Origin of the sequence: Providencia sp. PROV269, from assembly GCF_028477785.1 — a bacterium.
Classification (GTDB): Bacteria; Pseudomonadota; Gammaproteobacteria; order Enterobacterales; family Enterobacteriaceae; genus Providencia; species Providencia rettgeri.
Window position 1 is genome coordinate 269805 of record NZ_JAMPLV010000005.1, and the last position, 17547, is coordinate 287351.

The following is a 17547-nucleotide window of genomic DNA, read 5'->3' on the forward strand; positions in this document are numbered from 1 at the left end:
GAAAACAAAAAACCGTCGAAGAGCAGCGTAGCAGTAAAGGCTTTTTAAGCGCCAGCAGTGAGCACACTATCCAACACGATGAGACCACTCGTGAAAAAGGCAGCTTGCTCAGTGGCGAAAAAGTCACCATTACCGCAGGGAACGACCTGAACGTTAAAGGCTCCTCGGTGGCCGCAGAAAACGATGTCAGCTTAACCGCTGGCAACAAACTGCATGTGGGCGGAGCTGATTGCTCAAAAAGACTTGAACCTCACGGGCGATAACGTCCAAATCGACCCGGGCTATGATGCCAAACAACAAGAGGTCAGCGTCGAGGCAGCTACAAGGCCTGGCAGTTGATAATTTAGCAGGTGCATTGGCAAATGCCTCGCCGCCGTACTAAGCGACATTGATAAAACAGCAAGTAGATGAAGATAATAAAGCCGCGAATGCCATGGCATATGCTGCGTTATGCGCTGTAGTCGCTGAGCTAAATAATCAATCCGCTGCTGCGGGTGGATTGTGCCATATTCTTTATCCTCTCACCTCTGAGCAGGCATATACTCTAAATAATTCGGATTACGTGTAGGCAGCTAGTGAAGATAGCCGAGGAGCATAGATAACTATGTGACTCGGATAGCTGAACGAAGCCAACAACCATGTAATTCGAAGTATGACGAATATACATTCATTATCGAAGCGACGTATATACTCACTCGGAGGTTAATGTGGGTTGAGTTAAGTTGACATGCATTGACTGAAAATGCGGGGGAAAGCCTTGCAAGCACTGGATTTCAGATACAAAAAAAGACGTCGGTTGACGTCTCTTGATGTTCTTATGGTGCGAAGGCCGGACTCGCTTTCAACAGACAATGCATTGTTTTTATTTGATATAAATTTATAATCAATTTTTTATATACTTAAATGTATACTCAATGGTTTGAGGTTTGAAAACTGGGTTAATTAGCACCATCCACCCTCTTACATAAGCTGTTGCCATAATAGCATCTTTATCATTTTTATTGAATATTATTAAAATACCCCCCCTACTCTTATCTATTGTAATCCTTAGTAATTGTTAAAAATAACTTGTCAATAGCTTAACACTGGTCGACAATAACATTTAACTTAAGTTCAATTTCGTTTAGGGACAGGCATGGCTATAGGATATTTTTTACGAGTTGGTGATAAAACAACATGTGGCGGTCAAATTTTAACCGGCGACAATACCTTTATATTTCATGGAAGATCTGCTGCTCGTCAGGGCGATCTAGTTACCTGTGGAAAGCATTCTGGGACATACAACATACTAGGCGGCGTTAGCAATGTATGGGGTAATGGCAGAATGATGGCGGGAACACTGGATAGCTTTAGCTCCTGTCCGTGTAAAGCAAGACTGATAAACTCCATCACAGATTGCTACAGTAAAGAAGATGAGCCAATGTCTCGCGGATATAACCCTGTAGCTTCCGAGCCCCCTACTCAGCAACCAATTAGTCAACCAAGTAATCATTACGCTTCTCCTATTATTGCCAATGACAACAACAAAATTAGAATTGATGCACAACATCTTATTGATTGTGCTGATGAGCTATGTGAAAAACATCTTTACTATCCTGATATAAAAAATGCCTTCCAAAGCCAAGTAGAAGCTTTTGCTTATCTTATTGTTGATCAAGTTGAATCTGGCCAAAAAAGTTATGAACAAGGTTCTGCCGAGTTAAAACAGGAAGAGAAAAGCTTACTGGAACAATCACTAAACTGGTTAACTAATGGTCTTTCAATTTTTGGTGGTGTAGGCATGGTGTGGGCTGGTGGTGCATTATGTGGAACAGGGCTTGGCTGTATTATCGGAGCTCCTTTAATTGCACATGGCGCTAATGGTATTTACGAGGGTGTAGAAGGTTTAGTAGAAGGACGAGACGATATTGATGGGCCACTAAGAAAAGGTTATCAAATAGCTGCTAAAGAGCTTGGCTTTAATGAGTCTGTTGGAAATCTTACTTATGACCTTATAGATTTAGGAATATCTGTGCATGGTAAACTAAAACTCGTCCCAAAACTAAATGAATTTGGTGATCCAAAGAAAAATCTATTTATTAAAGAGTATGCGCGACAAGATTTAGAAAAAGCATACAAACAAATGAGTGATAAACTTTTAAGTATTGAAATACTTAGTGATACTATCAATTTATTCAAAATAAAAGATGACATTCAGAATGCTTTTCTTCTAGACCAAGATTCTAATAATGTGATGATGGTTGTTGCTGAACCACAAAGCATTACTAATGTAAAAGATATTGTTGAGAACTGTGAACTTTACATTGTGATTTCAAACAATGATGAAAACAATTCTTACTACAAATGTACTGATGATAAAGGGAATGAGCAGAAGTATCACACTAATGGGGATATTATGAAATGATCCCCTATATTGCTTACTATTTTTTTGCTTTATTAGGGGTAATAGCCTATTTTGAAATAAAAAAACGCTATACCACGAATTACCATTATTCAAAGCGATTAATTCTTGCAAGACGGCTCTTAATCATTTCTGATTATATTATTGCAGCCTATGGTATTTACTTAGCCTCAGAATTAAAAGAGGATACATTATTCAATTGGAGTATACTCGTTTCAGCTGTGATCATTTTATTATTTTATTTAAAAATGATATGGGCATTAGAGTCTTTAGGACGGCGTTAATATAAGGTAGAGCCCTAGTCTCTACCCACATTATACCCTCCCTAAACACTCAATGGAGTTTCATTTGCCAATATACTCATACATCTTTTCCGTCATCACCCACAGCGCCTTATTCAATTTGATATCCCCATCAATACCATTCACTGAACGAGTACGAGCACGCTTGCCTTTCGCATTCCTACCCGATAATCCACCCTTGATTAAATTCTCCTGTAGCCGTTGATATACCGTCCAAAGATCATCTTTCTTATCTTCCCAGCGACGAGGCTGTAATACTTGTTCCTCAGTGATCGGTTGATGTTCCTCACCAAAGCGATAAGTTAAAGCTGCTTGTGCCAAGGCTTGCTGTGCTGGTGGCGGTAACAATAGTGACTGCATCTGTTCGCGCTTTTCCGCTACTGCATCAAACGTCTCTAATACCTCATAAGCCCCTTTAATCACCTTGCCAACAACATCACCTTTATGTGGCACACGCACTTCACCAAAGGTATCGCCGCACACTAAACCATTTTGACAAACTTGGCGAAAAAGGCCCGGTAACATCTGATAACTGCTTGAGCCATCGTGGCTATTTAAAAGAATAATTTCAGGGACTTGTACGCCCGTGATTTGATCATGTCGCCTGAGTCGCAACATGTGTTTTGTGTGCTCACGACGACTCATATCACGTACACGAGTTTGGCAAGCAAAGAACGGATAAAAGCCTTCTTTTTGAAGACTATCCAACAAGGTAATTGTGGGAATGTAAGTATATCGGTCACTTCTGGATTCGTGTTTTTCTTCAGAGAAAACACTCGGTACAGTACGAAATAATTCCTCAATGGTTAACGGGCGGTCGCGACGAATGCTATTCGCCGCACCAAAGCGAGAAGCTAAACGAGTCATAATAAATTTCCTTAAAAATAAATTAGGTAGGTAAGACTGAGAGAATAAATAAGAGTGGGGCTAATCGATTAAATGGAAAATAGCCGAGCTTTCAGGATGTTGAATGGCGTAATCACGAAGCTGATAGAAACGCTCGACCAGTACTTCACTTTCGGTTCTAAATGACCACTGGCTGTACAGCATCAAACAGATGGCAACGCCAGCCGCTTCAGGGCTGATTTCCGCTTCATTACCATTGTGCATATTGAACAGCGTGAGTTTTTCAGGGGCCAAATCTGGGTAAATAAATGCCCCTCCATTGGGTAAGGTGCAGTATTCCCAATAGCCGCCAGTATATTCATCACAGAATTGCCCCATGATAGTGAAAATCACCACTTCAAACGTGGCGAAGCCTTTTACAGTACCGAAGTGGCTTTGCCAGAAATTTGGCCTAGCAGTAAGTGGAATAATATTAACTTGCATAAGTGTGTTTGGTTGTGAGACTGAATAAGGGGATGACATGTGATATCTCCATGTAATAATTCAATAATAAATAGGCTTTAGGGGTATAACGAAGAATAAAAAGTTGGGTTTGATAAATAACCTGAGGTAGTGCGTTTTATATTAGATGTCAGAGAGGGAAGTCATTGATAAACAAAATAAGGTAGCCTGCTATGTTGAGCAGGCCATAAATGATGAAGGTAATAAGAATGATTATTTGAAATTAAATGTCCATACACCTTGGTTAGTATCAACCACCACTTCAATCACATTGCACGGCGTTCCCCCGCGTTTACCAGTAAAAATACGCTCATACGTACTTCCAAATGATAACCTCACAGCCTTCCAAGGGCGGTCCTCCGCATCCTTACAGTTTCCTCGATTCACATTTATCTTTTTGATTACCACGCTATCGACACGCGAAGTGACATAGATTTTACTGTAAGACCGACCTGCGGTGCTGGGGCCTGCGCTCACTTGGATGGGGATATTATCCGCTAAACTTGAAAACGAACTCAGACCAAACAAAATAGCTAAAATAGCTTTTTTCATTACTTTCACTCTTATGATGTATTGATTATTTTTTGCCAAGAACACGGTAAATAGTGATACTTTTTAGGCAACATGATGGTGTGGGCTAGAATACAAATTTAGGCACACAACCCTTCTCTTCAAAGTGTGGAATGACGGCGGCTGCACCGTTGAGTGTAAACGTGGTCGATGTCACACCTTCGCCGGATACGGTGACTTGCTTCTCGCTGCGTAGCATATTCCAAGCCCACTGCACAAATTGCGCTCCAATATGGGTTTCACTTTCGCTCACATTAGCAGCGTCTTCACCGTCAAATTTCATCTCAAGATATTGGTCTGCATCCATACGCACTTGTTGGCCATTCACATCCGTAAATACCATTGTGGCGGGTTGCTTACCTTCATCATCACAGGTCAGATAGAGCTGAGACTGTCCTTGGCCTAAAATCACAAACTCGGAGAGGCCTTGCGTTTTATGGCTTGTCCAAGTGTGTTGATTACCAAAAGCCTGCGTTAATGTCGGGGTTAATGCTGAAATTAACATCACTGAAATAATACATTTTGTTTTCATGGGATTTTCCAATTAGAAGCCAGCCATACCACCGAGTGTGGTAATAATAAATAACAGGCAAGCCATAAAGATGATGAGTGTGATATACCAACGAGTAATTTTGCCAAGCAGACGTAACAGTGTTTTCATTAGCGAAACTTCCCAAGTAGCCAATAGAGTAGTCCCGCCAGTAGAGGGTCAATGATTATCCCAAGAATGAACCAGCCCCAAAATGAACGACTATTGCTTGATGCAACTATTCCCAGTAAAAGAGCCAGTCCAACCCACAGCAGTAGTAATGGCATGTGTGTTACCTCCTTAAATACGTGACAAACCCTGCGATTTATCGCATTGATTTTTATAAGTAAATATAAATTACAAATCTCTCTGAGAGAGTCTATAGGCTTAAACAGGCGGTGGATAATGAATAAAACCGATCGGTTCGATCGACAAATTCGATCATGACAACGTAAAATCATTTATCGATAGATTCGTATTGCAGGAATATGATTGAATTAATTGAAGAAAAATGACCAAGCAGAACGAGCAGCACTCGCGATATGATGCGTAGTTGCTTGTAACGCGCGGCGAGCCACCTGCGGTAGTGGTGCTAAATCAATTACTCGGTCAATAATCTCGACGACGGCATCGCTGAAAGAACGACGTGCCTGAGAAATTACGTGAGATGTTTGGTAGAGATTCTGCAAATGAGGCACTAACGGGCTGCGAGCTTGCTTTGGGAGATGAGTAATAATGCCCTCCACTAACTGGGATAAATGGTAACGACCTTTAATCGATATCGGGATAACGTCATCAAGGGCTACGCGCATTTGGCTTGCGACTAATTGATGCTTCAACACGATATGGGATAACTGCTGCTTTGAAGGTTGAGAGGATGCTCGATGCCATTCTTCAGTGGGCTCAACTTTATCCACCTGATTTAAAACCCAAACTATGGCGGGCAGAGCTCCGTTATACTCACTAAATACCGTTTGATAAAACTGTTCCTCAATGGAGAAAGCACGGTCATCGGCTTTGAGTACCCAAAGCACCATATCGAGTTTAGGTATCCATTCACGATAGAGCTCACGATATTCCTCATCACGTACTTGGCTTTCTCCGACACCGGGCAAATCAACCAGTGTGAGCGTATGTCGACCAAAACGTAACTGAATACGCTGAGGCTGGCGGGTACAAGCCTCTACCGCACTGACATCACAAATTTGATTTCTGAACAGCGCATTGCATAGCGAGCTTTTACCTACTCCTGTTTTTCCCATAATGCCAATGACGGGCTCATAGGTGACTAATTGGTTAAGTTCTTTGAGTAACGTTTGTCGAAGTGAACGAGGATAGCGTCGGAGATGACGGCGAATAAGGGCATAGCCTGATAATTTTTTCATATTAACCTCAAAATAAATCCGCCATCACAATGGATGGCGGGTGGTTTATTGAGCTCTCAAGGATGAGATATCACTAAAATGATATATATCTGAAAAAATTTTAAATTAGCCATTGAGTATGAATAGAAAGACTACTCTTTTTTATCGTACTCACGCTCTATCAACGCATTGACGACTTCCTTTTTTGACATCAAATTAAAGCGCTTTTTAAGCGCTTCCAACTTAGAAATATTTTCCTTTTTAATATCAAAATGCACATCAACATACCCTTCTTTATTTTTTCTATTTTTCCAAGAAGAAAGCCCACTTGCCATTTTCATTTTTAAGTTTTCAGCAGCAAATGCACCTGCTCGCCGCAATGAGAATAAATAATCAAAAAAAGCCATTATAATATCTTTTTTGGCGATCAAATTCCTTTCTCCTAATCGGATAAAAAATTCAATAGTTTCACGCCTCAACGCAATATGTATTACCTCCATACCAGACCCTTTGAGGTAGTCAAAACAATAATCTATCTCAGCTGGTTCATTAATTTTTGAAAACCATAATGAGGTCGGGCTTTGTATTATATCAGTCCAATCTTTATTATATCGTTCAAGATTCCTTTCATTTTTCTTTCGTTCATTTTTTAAAACTGCAATTTTATCAAACCATGCAATCATTGAATAGTAAATTGAACCTGACTGTAAATTAAGTTTATTCCCTCTTTCAATATCATCTAAATATTGACTTTCTGAATACCTAGAGAAGAATTTTAATAGCAACCAAAACATGACCTATCATTATTTTTCAACCATTCAAGTTTATATTCACCGATAGCGTCACAATCATATTTATCGACCATCTCATCCATTAAATAAATCACATTAATTTCGCTACGATTCAATTTACCTATAACATTTGAAATTTGTTTTTTAATATCACTAAGATTTTTATAATCCACGTTAGATATATAAATTTTCCCATTATTATCCTCCTGTAAAAAATGAAGGTAATAAATCAACTCTCTCTCACTACCTTTCAAGAGTTTATCACGCTTAGATATTATCTCGTTATTACGATTACTTGAACTGTCAATAAAACCCATCACTCCCCCTGTTAATCACGCCGTGATAATGTCAAAACATTACCATTTAAACTTCATGATTTTTACCTGTTTTTTACATCAATATTCCATGCTTTATTCATGCGTTTTTAACGGTGATTAGCAAAGCCTCAGGCGTTTTTACAGCCTAAAATGCTTCTTATGTAAGAGTGTAGTTCTAATGAAGATATTCTTTATGGTTAACGAGCACTTGGTTAAAGTGATAACTCCCAGAAACACTAAAATTCTATGTAGGTTAATCAGTATTTTCCCTACCAGTTTTTTGATTAAAATATTTCATTAAGGTTAATTAGTATTATTTAATAAAGAAGATATTTTGTTAATCGATAAAGAGACTAGACTATCGATTTTATCAAGTGTTTATTTCTACCATTACTATGAACAACACTGTCATGATAATAATTTTTTGATGCAAATACTCCGAAATTGACTATGTGTCTTTCGCAACTGAGGAATTAAGGTTATTTCATAAAAAACCATCAACAATTCTACCACTACGCTCAATTTAACTACGTAGTGATAATAATATTCAATTGATATCAACCTTCCATCATTATCATCATGAATATTTTCATTTTCATTCAAAATTTAAAACATTCCGTTATCCCATGAGAAACATTATTCACTGAGGATAACCATTATGAAAAACACAATTAAATTTAATCACAGACCTGACCATTCATTGCAACGTAAATTATTTAACCATCAAGATAGTTTATTTGAGTGTTATTCAAAACTCATGATGTTACGTATCGATTTTGCTTATCGCAAAGAAAGTGAATCATTTGAATATGCCGATATTCATCAAATCACTTCGGAGATAACATTGTTAATCGAACAGGTAAAAGATATTTCTGGCATCGTGGGATTTGCATGGGTATTAGAATACGGAGAACAACATCGTTTGCATATTCATGCAGCATTTTACATTAATGGTCAACGTCACCAATACATATGGCCGTTTTGGGAGGGTATTCGAGACCTGTGGGAAGCGATGACGCATGGTGAAGGCTATGCGCACCGCTGTGAACCCAAATCTCACTATCGCGTTCGTGGTGAGCGTACTATTAGTCACGATGACGATGAAGGCCGCCATGGTATGAAGCACATCTTGAGCTATCTTGGAAAAGAAAATCAGCGCACAGAACGTCGTGTTTATCAGGTCAGTGATATTCCAGAGGCAAAACAACGAGGACGTAGACGAAGTGTAAGATAATATTGAGAACAAATTAACATCGTCATTCAGTCCCCCATTGTTCAATGGGAGACTGTTTTATGTATGGATACAGGCCAGTAAACCTGATACCACTATTCATGCTGAGTCAAAAATAACGCCAACCAGTTATTGTTTGAAGGATTCCCGCCACACCTATTATCCCTTTTCGAATCCTTCTCCTTTTCAATTATCGGAGAAACAAACAATGACTATTCAAACAACTGGCACCCCACTACTGAGCGACCAATTCATTGACATGAAATTCATCACTAAGCTAACGGGCTTAACGGATAAATGGTTTTATAAGCTGATTCAGGATGGGGAGTTTCCTAAGCCTATCAAATTAGGGCGTAGTTCACGTTGGCTCAAGAGTGAAGTGGAGTCATGGCTAAATGCACGTATTGAACAGTCTAGAGGATAAGCATTACCCCAATATGTTAAGCCATTAGCTGTTGTTATAGCCCACTTAGCACAGCCTACCTAATTTGTCATCTTACTACGTTACATTGCACCTAACACCATTAAGTACTCTTTAGAAAAACGTGATGTTTTAATTTAAAGCCACTCATCAAAGTGGGTTAAATCTCCCTTTTTGACCTTAGGTATTCGATAGGTTCAGCTAAAGCTCGATTAGACAAATTAAATTCACTCCTAAATACCTCAAAGTAAAAACAGTGCGTATTACAATGAATGGAGATCACTTACAAATAGTATTAGCCCCAGTCAGAATAATCGTCCTTACTGGGGCTCTGCGCTGCTCAAAAGAAAACGATTACAACTCTCATTGTGGGAAAAACAATGACGTTACACAGGGCTTTCATCGAGTCATGAACACCCCTTACCTTCCATATCAGAATAAACAATCCTCCATCACAATGGCTAGGGTCTGGAAGTGTTAAGAAATGACTTTTTGAAAATTAATAAGTAAAATGATTTTTTTATATTTTTTAGGTATTTTCAATGACAGTTAAAGCTATAGACTTGTTCGCTGGTGCTGGAGGTTTCACTCTCTCAGCTATCAATGCCGGGGTAGAAGTTATCGCCGCTATCGAATTTGATAGTGCAGCTGCTAATACCTATAAACAGAATTTTATTGAAAAATTAGAACGAAAAATTGACCTCAGAGCAGGCCCTGAGCACGGTGATATAACAAAAGTTGATCCGATTACTTTAAGGAAAAGCTTAGGACTTAATCGTGGTGATTTAGAACTTATTTTGGGTGGGCCACCTTGTCAAGGATTCTCATCTCACAGAATAAAAAATGCTGGTATAGATGATCCCCGTAATGCATTACTGCTTCGTTACTTCGAATATGTACATGAATTTCAACCAAAAGCATTTCTAGTTGAGAATGTCGCTGGCTTACTGTGGAAAAGGCATGAAAAATATCTTCAAGAATTTATTAAATTAGCGGAAGAAAATCATTACATTATTAAATTCAAAGAAATTATAAATGCTGTTGACTATGGCGTCCCTCAAAACCGTAAACGAGTCTTTATTTTTGGTATCCATGAGGACCTAGATAACGAAACTATTACGTTTCCTCCGGCGCCAACACATTATTCTCGTTCGTCTGGCAAAGAGCCTACATGGTTACCAGCGTCAACAGTCTTTGAACCAATACCAAAAGATATTAAAAAACGTTTTGTTAACGAATATTTTGTGAAGAAAGGTATTCTCAACTCTAATGATGCATACCTTCTTCTTGATAGTTTACCTGCAGGAGAACCAGTATCTCCTAATGAAGTTTTTATGCAACCAACTCCACAAATGATGATTAGATTCAAAGATACGCCACTAAATGGCAGCAGAGTGGACGCAGGAGAAAAACACCTCCTACGCTGTCATTCTAACGGTTATAAAGGCCACAAGGATGTATATGGTCGAATTTTAATTCATCAGCCAAGTAACACGATAACAACTGGTTGTAATAATCCCTCTAAAGGTAGATTTGTTCACCCGTGGAAAAATCATGGTATCACGCTACGCCATGCTGCTCGCTTACAAACATTTCCTGATAACTTTCGGTTTTTCGGGAATTCAACTCAACAAGCTAGGCAGATCGGAAATGCTGTACCACCAAAGCTCGGAAGTCTTCTTATTCAAGACATATGCCGTATATTGAACTAAAAAAGTATCTACACCACTAGCTACTTTTTTATCAACATAGGAACAAAATTACATGGCTCAAATGAGTGTTAGTGCTAGAGCTGTTGATATGTTAGGCCGACAGCAAATTGCTGGCATACCTACTGCAATTCATGAGTTATTTAAAAACGCTCATGATGCATATGCCAATAACGCCGAAATTGATTACTATCAAAATCAGAACCTCGTTGTACTGCGTGATGATGGCATTGGTATGACTGAAGAGGACTTCATTCGTAAATGGCTGACTATTGGAACATCCAGTAAATACGGTGTAAATAGAAAATCAGACTATATACCAATGGGAATGAATGAGCGAAAACTGATGGGGGAGAAAGGTATTGGTCGCCTTGCTATTGCATCTATTGGCCGCCAAGTAGTTGTTCTAACTCGCGCTGAACGCAATGATGGCTTACATGATATGGTTGTCGGGCTCATTCATTGGAGCCAATTTGAGATTCCTGACATTAGTATTTCAGATATTATCATTCCAATTCGCACTTTTGGTGAAAATACTCTCCCCACCGCTGACGATCTTAAAAGTATGTCAGATGAATTAATATCCAATCTTAAAAAGCTGGGGAATAAAATACCAACTGATTATTTTAATTTAATTGAAGAAGATTCCAAGTTATTAAATTTTTCACCTAAAATATTATTCGAAAACTTACAAAAACAAACAGAGAAGAATTGGGAAAAATTAAGTAAACAATCTGAATTAATGAGTATACCACACGGTAAAAAACCAAAGCTCGATGGTATTGGTAAAGGAACTCATTTTATTATTATCCCCTGTGATGAGACTCTAGCACTAGATGTAAAAACGAACAATAAATCAACTACAGAGTTGCAAAAAATTCTTGTTGGCTTCTCAAACCCTCTATCTGAAGAACAAGCATTAGTATTAAAAACAAAATTTCGATTACACCAAGGCAATGCTGATGCTCAAGAATTAATCGAAGCTAGTTTTTTTAGTAAAGCTGATGCTGGGAATGGAGACCATTTTATTGAAGGTAAATTTGATGAATATGGTCAATTTAAAGGTTTTGTAACCGTTTTTCGTGGTGAGCCTCAATACCATATAATTAATTGGAATGATAATTTTGGGCAAAAAACTCGCTGTGGACCATTTAACATTCAGTTCACCTATTTACAAGGTGATAGCTCAGAAAGTTTAGTACCACCGGATATATATGTTGATATAAAAAATAAGCTAACTATGTATGGTGGTTTATACCTCTATAAAGATGGTATTCGAGTTTTACCATATGGAAAGCAAGAATTCGATTTTCTTAGGTTTGAGGAAAAAAGAACAAAGAATGCAGGTACAGCATTCTTCTCTCACCGTTTAATGTTTGGCGCAATAGATATCGAACATGATAAAAATAGTGAGCTTGAAGAAAAAGCCGGGCGAGAAGGATTACGAGAGAATACCGCATATCGGGAATTTAAAGGAGTTTTAGAGAATTTCTTTGAGCAATTAGCAATTGATTTTTTCCGTGATTCATCAGTGAATGATAGATTTAGTGAAATTAAAAATAAATTTAGACAAGAAGCACTTGCAGAAAAGGAATTATTGGCAAAGCGAAAAAAACTTATTGGACCTAAAAAAGATAAATTACAAGCTGAGCTTGACTCCTTTTTTGATGATATAAAAGATGGATATTACATTAGAGAAACTAATGGACTAGTATCTTTTGTTGAATCGGAATTAGCCAAAAGTGACAGTAGCTGGACTGAAAAAGAAAAAAGTGATCATATTACGTCAATAAGGAATTTTGTATCCAGCTCATTAAAAGATTTAGATAAAAAAATAAAAATAACCAAACCTAACATCGGCTTAAATAAGCAAATTAAACAAGACTGGGTGTCTTACTTAAAAAATAGAGAAAAAATAATTAATGAAATTATTAATGTAGAGAAACAAAAAATTGAATTTTTGCTGTCTAGTTATATACAGAAAAATAAAATTTCCTTTTCTCTTCGCTCCAGAGCAACTGAGAGATTAGAGGATGAGAAAAAAACATTATCTAAAAGCATTTCTAATTATAAAAATGAGTTAACTGAAAACGTTGAGATAATAGATTCTACGATTAAAAATAAGGCTAGAGCTAAATCAACCGAGTTCACTAATGCGTTATCTGAAATCATGGCAGAAATTAATTCAACACCTATTGATACACTACCAATTGAAAAATCCATGAGTTATATGAATGATTGGGATGCTCGGCTGGATGATATTAACATGCAAACAGAAACTTATTTTACAAAAATGCGTGATACCATAGAGCAGGTGCTCAGTGAAATAAATAATGATGAACTTAATTCAGTTGATATACTAAGCGCATTAGAAAATGAAAATGAAAAATATAAAGAATCATTAAATCAGTACTTTGAGTTTGCTCAATTAGGTATGTCTTTAGGTATTATTCAACATGAGTTTAGTAGTACGGCACGAAATGTAAGAGAATCAATACGTTCATTAAAACCATGGGCTAATAAAAATGAAAAACTAGGTAAATTATATAATAACATAAATCATAGTTTTTCTCATCTTGATGGTTATCTAAAAATGTTTACCCCCCTTAATCGGCGCTTATACAGAAGTAAAATTGAGCTTTCAGGTAAAGAGATTAAAAACTATCTACAAGATATATTTAATGAACGCCTGAGCCGACACAATATTCATTTTGAGTCTACGAATGATTTTTTAACTAGGACAACTGAAGTTTATCCATCTTCTTTTTTACCCGTATTTATCAATGTTGTTGATAATGCTATCTATTGGTTAAATACACAGAGTGATAGTGAGAACCCATTCAAGACTATCAAGTTAGATGTTGATGGTGAGTCCTTGACAATAAGCAATAATGGTCCAGAAATCGCGATTCAAGATAAAGATAGAATTTTTGATTTTACTTTTTCAAGAAAAAGTAGTGGTAGAGGAATGGGTTTGTATATAAGTAAGCAATCTCTAAATAATGAAGGATTTGACATCCAATTAATTAATGGGGGTGCTAGTGCTTCTCCATGTTTTGCTATCAGCAAACAAATTTCGGAGGAAGCATAATGGGGATTTTCGCAAATCATTGTAGAAGCATCGTTGGAGAGTATGTTCAGACAGTTTTAATCATTGATGATGGAGCTGGGCTAAATTATGACACAGAAGCAGAAAGAATTGATATAGATGATGAATCTTATAATCCATTAATTGAGTCTACTGAGTCTACTGAGTCTACTGAGTCTACTGAGTCTACTAAAAATACCCATAGCCTAAACACATTAGCATTAACAAATGCATTCTATGAACTAGATATTATTGCTGGCCTTTACCAACCTAAAATAAAACAAGGGGATTCTGCCGAATCATTTGCTGCTAAGGCAAAAAAAATTTCAGCAGCTGCAGATATAATTATTTTAGACTGGATGCTAACAGATCATGATCCAAATTATAGTATTGAAATAGTTAAGAAAATATTAGAACAAGACTTAGAATCTGGTGGAAGGCTAAGGACGATTGTTATTTATACAGGAGAATCAGATCTTGCAAAGTTACGTGATACCCTTTGGACAAATTTGAATAATCATAGGTTAAGCAAGGATGTTGATTATCAAATAAACGCTGAACATTTGAACATTGTTTTCTATAATAAAGCAGATGCCATTAATGGGCTCAGACCCGTCTCTGAAAATGACTTACCTAAAACAGTATTAGGTGAATTTGCTAAACTTGTAGATGGCCTTGTACCTGCATTTGCCATGAAAGCAACCTCTACTCTAAGGCAAAATACGGGGGCATTGTTAGCCAAATTCAGCTCAAATCTTGATGCAGGCTATTTAGCACATAGGGTGCTACTACCAAATCCAGAAGATGCGGAATTACTAATGCTTGAGAATTATGCATCTTATTTAAGGAATGTATTAGCTATTACTCAAGTGGACAAAAATACTCTAGGGTATGAAAAAATCAAAAACTGGATTGAAGATAACTATATAAATTGCCATAAAAAAGCTACAGTTATTGTCAGTGATGGAACCGATGTAACCGATGTAACCGATGGAACTAAAGAGATTATTTTTACAAAAGAAAACTTTTTAGCATCATGTGAATATGGATTTACTGAAGGAAAAAAAGGATTATTTAAAGAAATTCAAAAGCAAACTAGCAAAAAGCAAGCAAAATTCATAACAAAACAAGGGGAAAATCTCGAACGTATCGTTGGGATATTCGGATCATCAGAAGAATCAGTTAAAGAATCATCTCAAAAATTATCGGCACTTACAGCTTTTAGACGGACATATCAAGATTTACGAGAAGGAATACCTTATTTAACACAAGGAACATTGCTCAAAGATTCATCCGAAAATGGCTATCTTGTTTGCGTAATGCCTAAATGCGATACAGCTAGGGTAAAAGGCGAACGAAATTTTTTATTTGCTAAGCTCGATAAAAATGACGATGTTTATGACTTAATCGCTCCAGATATTACTCAAGAAGGCTCTTATGTAAACCTTAAAACTAATTTAAAATTTTATGATTTACAAACTATTGAGTTTGCTGCTGGAGATTTTTCTAAAATTACAGCAGTAAAGAATGGGAATGAAATATATTTCCAATCAAAAAATGAAAAAAAATATCGATGGATCGGAGATCTTGAAGATTTAGATATACAAAATAAAGTGTCTTCAATAGTCGGTGATTTTAACAGAATAGGTGTTGATGAAATCGAATGGGTTAGGCGACGAAAAGCTTCCTCTATGTATAGATAAAGCAGCCATAGTTGAGTAAATTATACTATTTGCAAATAGCAAAAATTATGAAAATAATCATTCCTATACTAATAAATATAGGAATGATTTATCCTATTTACTAATTATCAATTTATCCAGTAATTCAGTAACCACCTTACCAATTGCCACCCCTAGTAATGGTGGAACTGCATTTCCTACCTGAGTATATTGAGGAACTTCAAATTTACGCATTTGCCCACCAGTAGTCACTTTTGAACGAAATACAAAATTGTCAGGAAATGACTGAATTCTTGCCATTTCTCTAACAGTGAGAACTCTCAATTCATTTTTATCATAATGACATGCATCATCAGGTATCGATAAAGCAGCCGGCGCAGGTTGATTAGGATCTAACGCTTTTTGTGAATGCTTCTTAGTTGGGTGATTTCGTAAATATTCAATAAAACTATCTTTTGAATAGAAGCATTCAATTTTATTGTTATCTTTTAAAAACTCATAGTCTTTTACTTGTTCCCAGACTGCATCTGATAGTGAGCAAGAATCACCTTTCAATATATCGAATATTTCTTTCTTTACCGTTGTACTTTGGCTTTGTTGTACAACTTGGTATAATCGAAATCTACGCTGAACATGATAACCATTACTTCTATGGTCGTGGTTACTTAACTTCTCATGCTCTAACAATACGGTTGAGAATGTTTCATTCAAGCTTTCAACAAATTTCGATGGTTTTGTAGGAGATGTTTGCTTTAAATCATCTAAAGCTTCTTTGACTGATACAAGAGCATGACCAACAAGATGACGTAAAAATGAATCTTCAAACAACGAAATATTCTTCACTGGGTCATAACATTCAAGTGTTCCCATGATCGCTTTATCAGGTTTATTTTGAACAAGTTTGTAGAATTTCTCTGATGAAGAAAGCAATTGATAATCAACACTATCACTGTCAAACGATCTTTTGATATCTTCAAATATATCAGAGCGTATTGCTATCATGATAAAACGAGGCCTGTTCTGTGGGACACCTGCAAACCTAGCGTTCACATGTAAGCATAGTGGAATATATTTTTTTTCAGCAAACGCTTTTGCAACCTCAAACCAAGCATAGAAAGGCTTTCCATCGCTATCTTTGAATGCCCTTAAGATCCCTGTTACATTTTCTAAAACAGCGATTTTAGGTTGCACATACTCAACAAACTTAGCAAACTCCCAAGGAAGCATATTTTTGTCGCTATCTTTTTCCCGTAATCCAGCCATACTAAAACCTTGGCATGGAGGGCCTCCAGAAACAAGATCAACACCACCACTTGAAAAACCTGATATTAACGCTTGGCGTAGTTCTTCCTTACTTTCAATAAGCTTGTTTAACTCAATAATGTTTCCTATTAATAAATTACCTTTCAGGCTTTTAATATTTTTAGGAATATCAGTAACACTGCTTTTATCTGCACAGTCAGGGTATTCAAAAGGATTTTCTCTCAGTCGAGGTAATAACTTCTCATGCTTGCTACTGATCCAAAATGAATGTTTAGGCTTTTTATCTTTTTTAGCAAGATCTTGGTAATCTTCATTAAAAAAGTTATATGAAAATGTTTCTGCCGCCATAGGCGATAGCTCATTAGCCAATAATAATTCAAATCCTGCTTTTTCAAGACCTAGAGAAAGCCCCCCACACCCAGAGAAAAGCTCTATATGATTGAATTTATTTTCTTTTTTCATAAACTATATAAATATACAGTATTGATAATAATTGACAGATTCTAAAGGAATTATTTAGAAATGTCCAGGC

Annotated in this window: 17 protein-coding genes and 1 pseudogene; 9 read left to right on the plus strand and 9 right to left on the minus strand. The window is 36.9% G+C overall.

Annotated features, from left to right (window positions below; translation table 11 throughout):
* Positions 1–50: 50 nt before the first annotated feature.
* The 4 genes and pseudogenes from PR683_RS20410 to PR683_RS09240 all read left to right on the plus strand — a co-directional run.
* Positions 51–263 (plus strand): annotated as a pseudogene (locus tag PR683_RS20410) (hemagglutinin repeat-containing protein); the annotation flags it as partial.
* A gap of 125 nt (positions 264–388) precedes the next feature.
* Complete coding sequence (locus tag PR683_RS09230; RefSeq protein ID WP_148044887.1) at positions 389–568, plus strand: hypothetical protein; 180 nt, start codon at positions 389–391, stop codon at positions 566–568.
* 567 nt (positions 569–1135) lie between these two features.
* Positions 1136–2404, plus strand: coding sequence for a DUF4225 domain-containing protein (locus tag PR683_RS09235; RefSeq protein ID WP_272581757.1), 1269 nt, complete (start codon positions 1136–1138; stop codon positions 2402–2404).
* Positions 2401–2685, plus strand: a complete 285-nt coding sequence (locus PR683_RS09240; protein ID WP_123382210.1) for a hypothetical protein — start codon at positions 2401–2403, stop codon at positions 2683–2685. The genes PR683_RS09235 and PR683_RS09240 overlap by 4 nt, the downstream gene beginning before the upstream one ends.
* Positions 2686–2745: 60 nt before the next feature.
* Here PR683_RS09240 and PR683_RS09245 read toward each other — a convergent pair whose 3' ends face one another.
* The 8 genes from PR683_RS09245 to PR683_RS09280 all read right to left on the minus strand — a co-directional run bounded on the left by PR683_RS09245 (position 2746) and on the right by PR683_RS09280 (position 7621).
* Positions 2746–3570: a DUF932 domain-containing protein gene (locus PR683_RS09245; protein WP_272581758.1), complete on the minus strand. Its 825-nt coding sequence runs from the start codon at positions 3568–3570 to the stop codon at positions 2746–2748.
* A gap of 60 nt (positions 3571–3630) precedes the next feature.
* Positions 3631–4032, minus strand: a complete 402-nt coding sequence (locus tag PR683_RS09250; RefSeq protein WP_272581782.1) for an antirestriction protein — start codon at positions 4030–4032, stop codon at positions 3631–3633.
* Positions 4033–4263: 231 nt separating this feature from the next.
* On the minus strand, positions 4264–4602 hold the full coding sequence (locus PR683_RS09255; protein ID WP_272581759.1) for a hypothetical protein: 339 nt from the start codon (positions 4600–4602) through the stop codon (positions 4264–4266).
* An 85-nt stretch (positions 4603–4687) separates the two neighbouring features.
* Positions 4688–5152: a hypothetical protein gene (locus PR683_RS09260; RefSeq protein ID WP_272581760.1), complete on the minus strand. Its 465-nt coding sequence runs from the start codon at positions 5150–5152 to the stop codon at positions 4688–4690.
* A gap of 128 nt (positions 5153–5280) precedes the next feature.
* Positions 5281–5436, minus strand: coding sequence for a hypothetical protein (locus PR683_RS09265; protein WP_272581761.1), 156 nt, complete (start codon positions 5434–5436; stop codon positions 5281–5283).
* Positions 5437–5646: 210 nt separating this feature from the next.
* Positions 5647–6534, minus strand: coding sequence for a GTPase family protein (locus tag PR683_RS09270; RefSeq protein WP_272581762.1), 888 nt, complete (start codon positions 6532–6534; stop codon positions 5647–5649).
* Between the two features lie 131 nt (positions 6535–6665).
* Positions 6666–7307 carry a hypothetical protein gene (locus PR683_RS09275; RefSeq protein ID WP_272581763.1) on the minus strand — a complete coding sequence of 214 codons (642 nt, stop codon included), beginning with the start codon at positions 7305–7307 and terminating at the stop codon, positions 6666–6668.
* Positions 7289–7621, minus strand: coding sequence for a hypothetical protein (locus tag PR683_RS09280; RefSeq protein ID WP_272581764.1), 333 nt, complete (start codon positions 7619–7621; stop codon positions 7289–7291). Before PR683_RS09280 ends, PR683_RS09275 begins: the two co-directional genes overlap by 19 nt.
* A gap of 658 nt (positions 7622–8279) precedes the next feature.
* Here PR683_RS09280 and PR683_RS09285 point away from each other — a divergent pair.
* From PR683_RS09285 to PR683_RS09305, 5 genes are all read left to right on the plus strand, one after another.
* A complete protein-coding gene (locus PR683_RS09285) occupies positions 8280–8855 on the plus strand; it encodes a hypothetical protein (protein ID WP_272581765.1) in 576 nt (191 codons plus the stop codon).
* A gap of 205 nt (positions 8856–9060) precedes the next feature.
* Complete coding sequence (locus PR683_RS09290) at positions 9061–9276, plus strand: helix-turn-helix transcriptional regulator (protein WP_272581766.1); 216 nt, start codon at positions 9061–9063, stop codon at positions 9274–9276.
* 539 nt (positions 9277–9815) lie between these two features.
* Positions 9816–10985, plus strand: a complete 1170-nt coding sequence (locus tag PR683_RS09295; RefSeq protein WP_272581767.1) for a DNA cytosine methyltransferase — start codon at positions 9816–9818, stop codon at positions 10983–10985.
* Between the two features lie 52 nt (positions 10986–11037).
* Positions 11038–14073 (plus strand): ATP-binding protein, encoded by a 3036-nt coding sequence (locus tag PR683_RS09300; protein WP_272581768.1) that lies wholly within the window; start codon positions 11038–11040, stop codon positions 14071–14073.
* A complete protein-coding gene (locus PR683_RS09305) occupies positions 14073–15773 on the plus strand; it encodes a response regulator receiver domain (protein ID WP_272581769.1) in 1701 nt (566 codons plus the stop codon). Before PR683_RS09300 ends, PR683_RS09305 begins: the two co-directional genes overlap by 1 nt.
* Positions 15774–15866: 93 nt before the next feature.
* Here the strand turns inward: PR683_RS09305 and PR683_RS09310 are convergent, their stop codons facing one another.
* The gene (locus tag PR683_RS09310) at positions 15867–17477 is read right to left on the minus strand and encodes a DNA cytosine methyltransferase (protein ID WP_272581770.1); all 1611 of its coding nucleotides are present in this window, start codon (positions 17475–17477) and stop codon (positions 15867–15869) included.
* Positions 17478–17547: the final 70 nt, after the last annotated feature.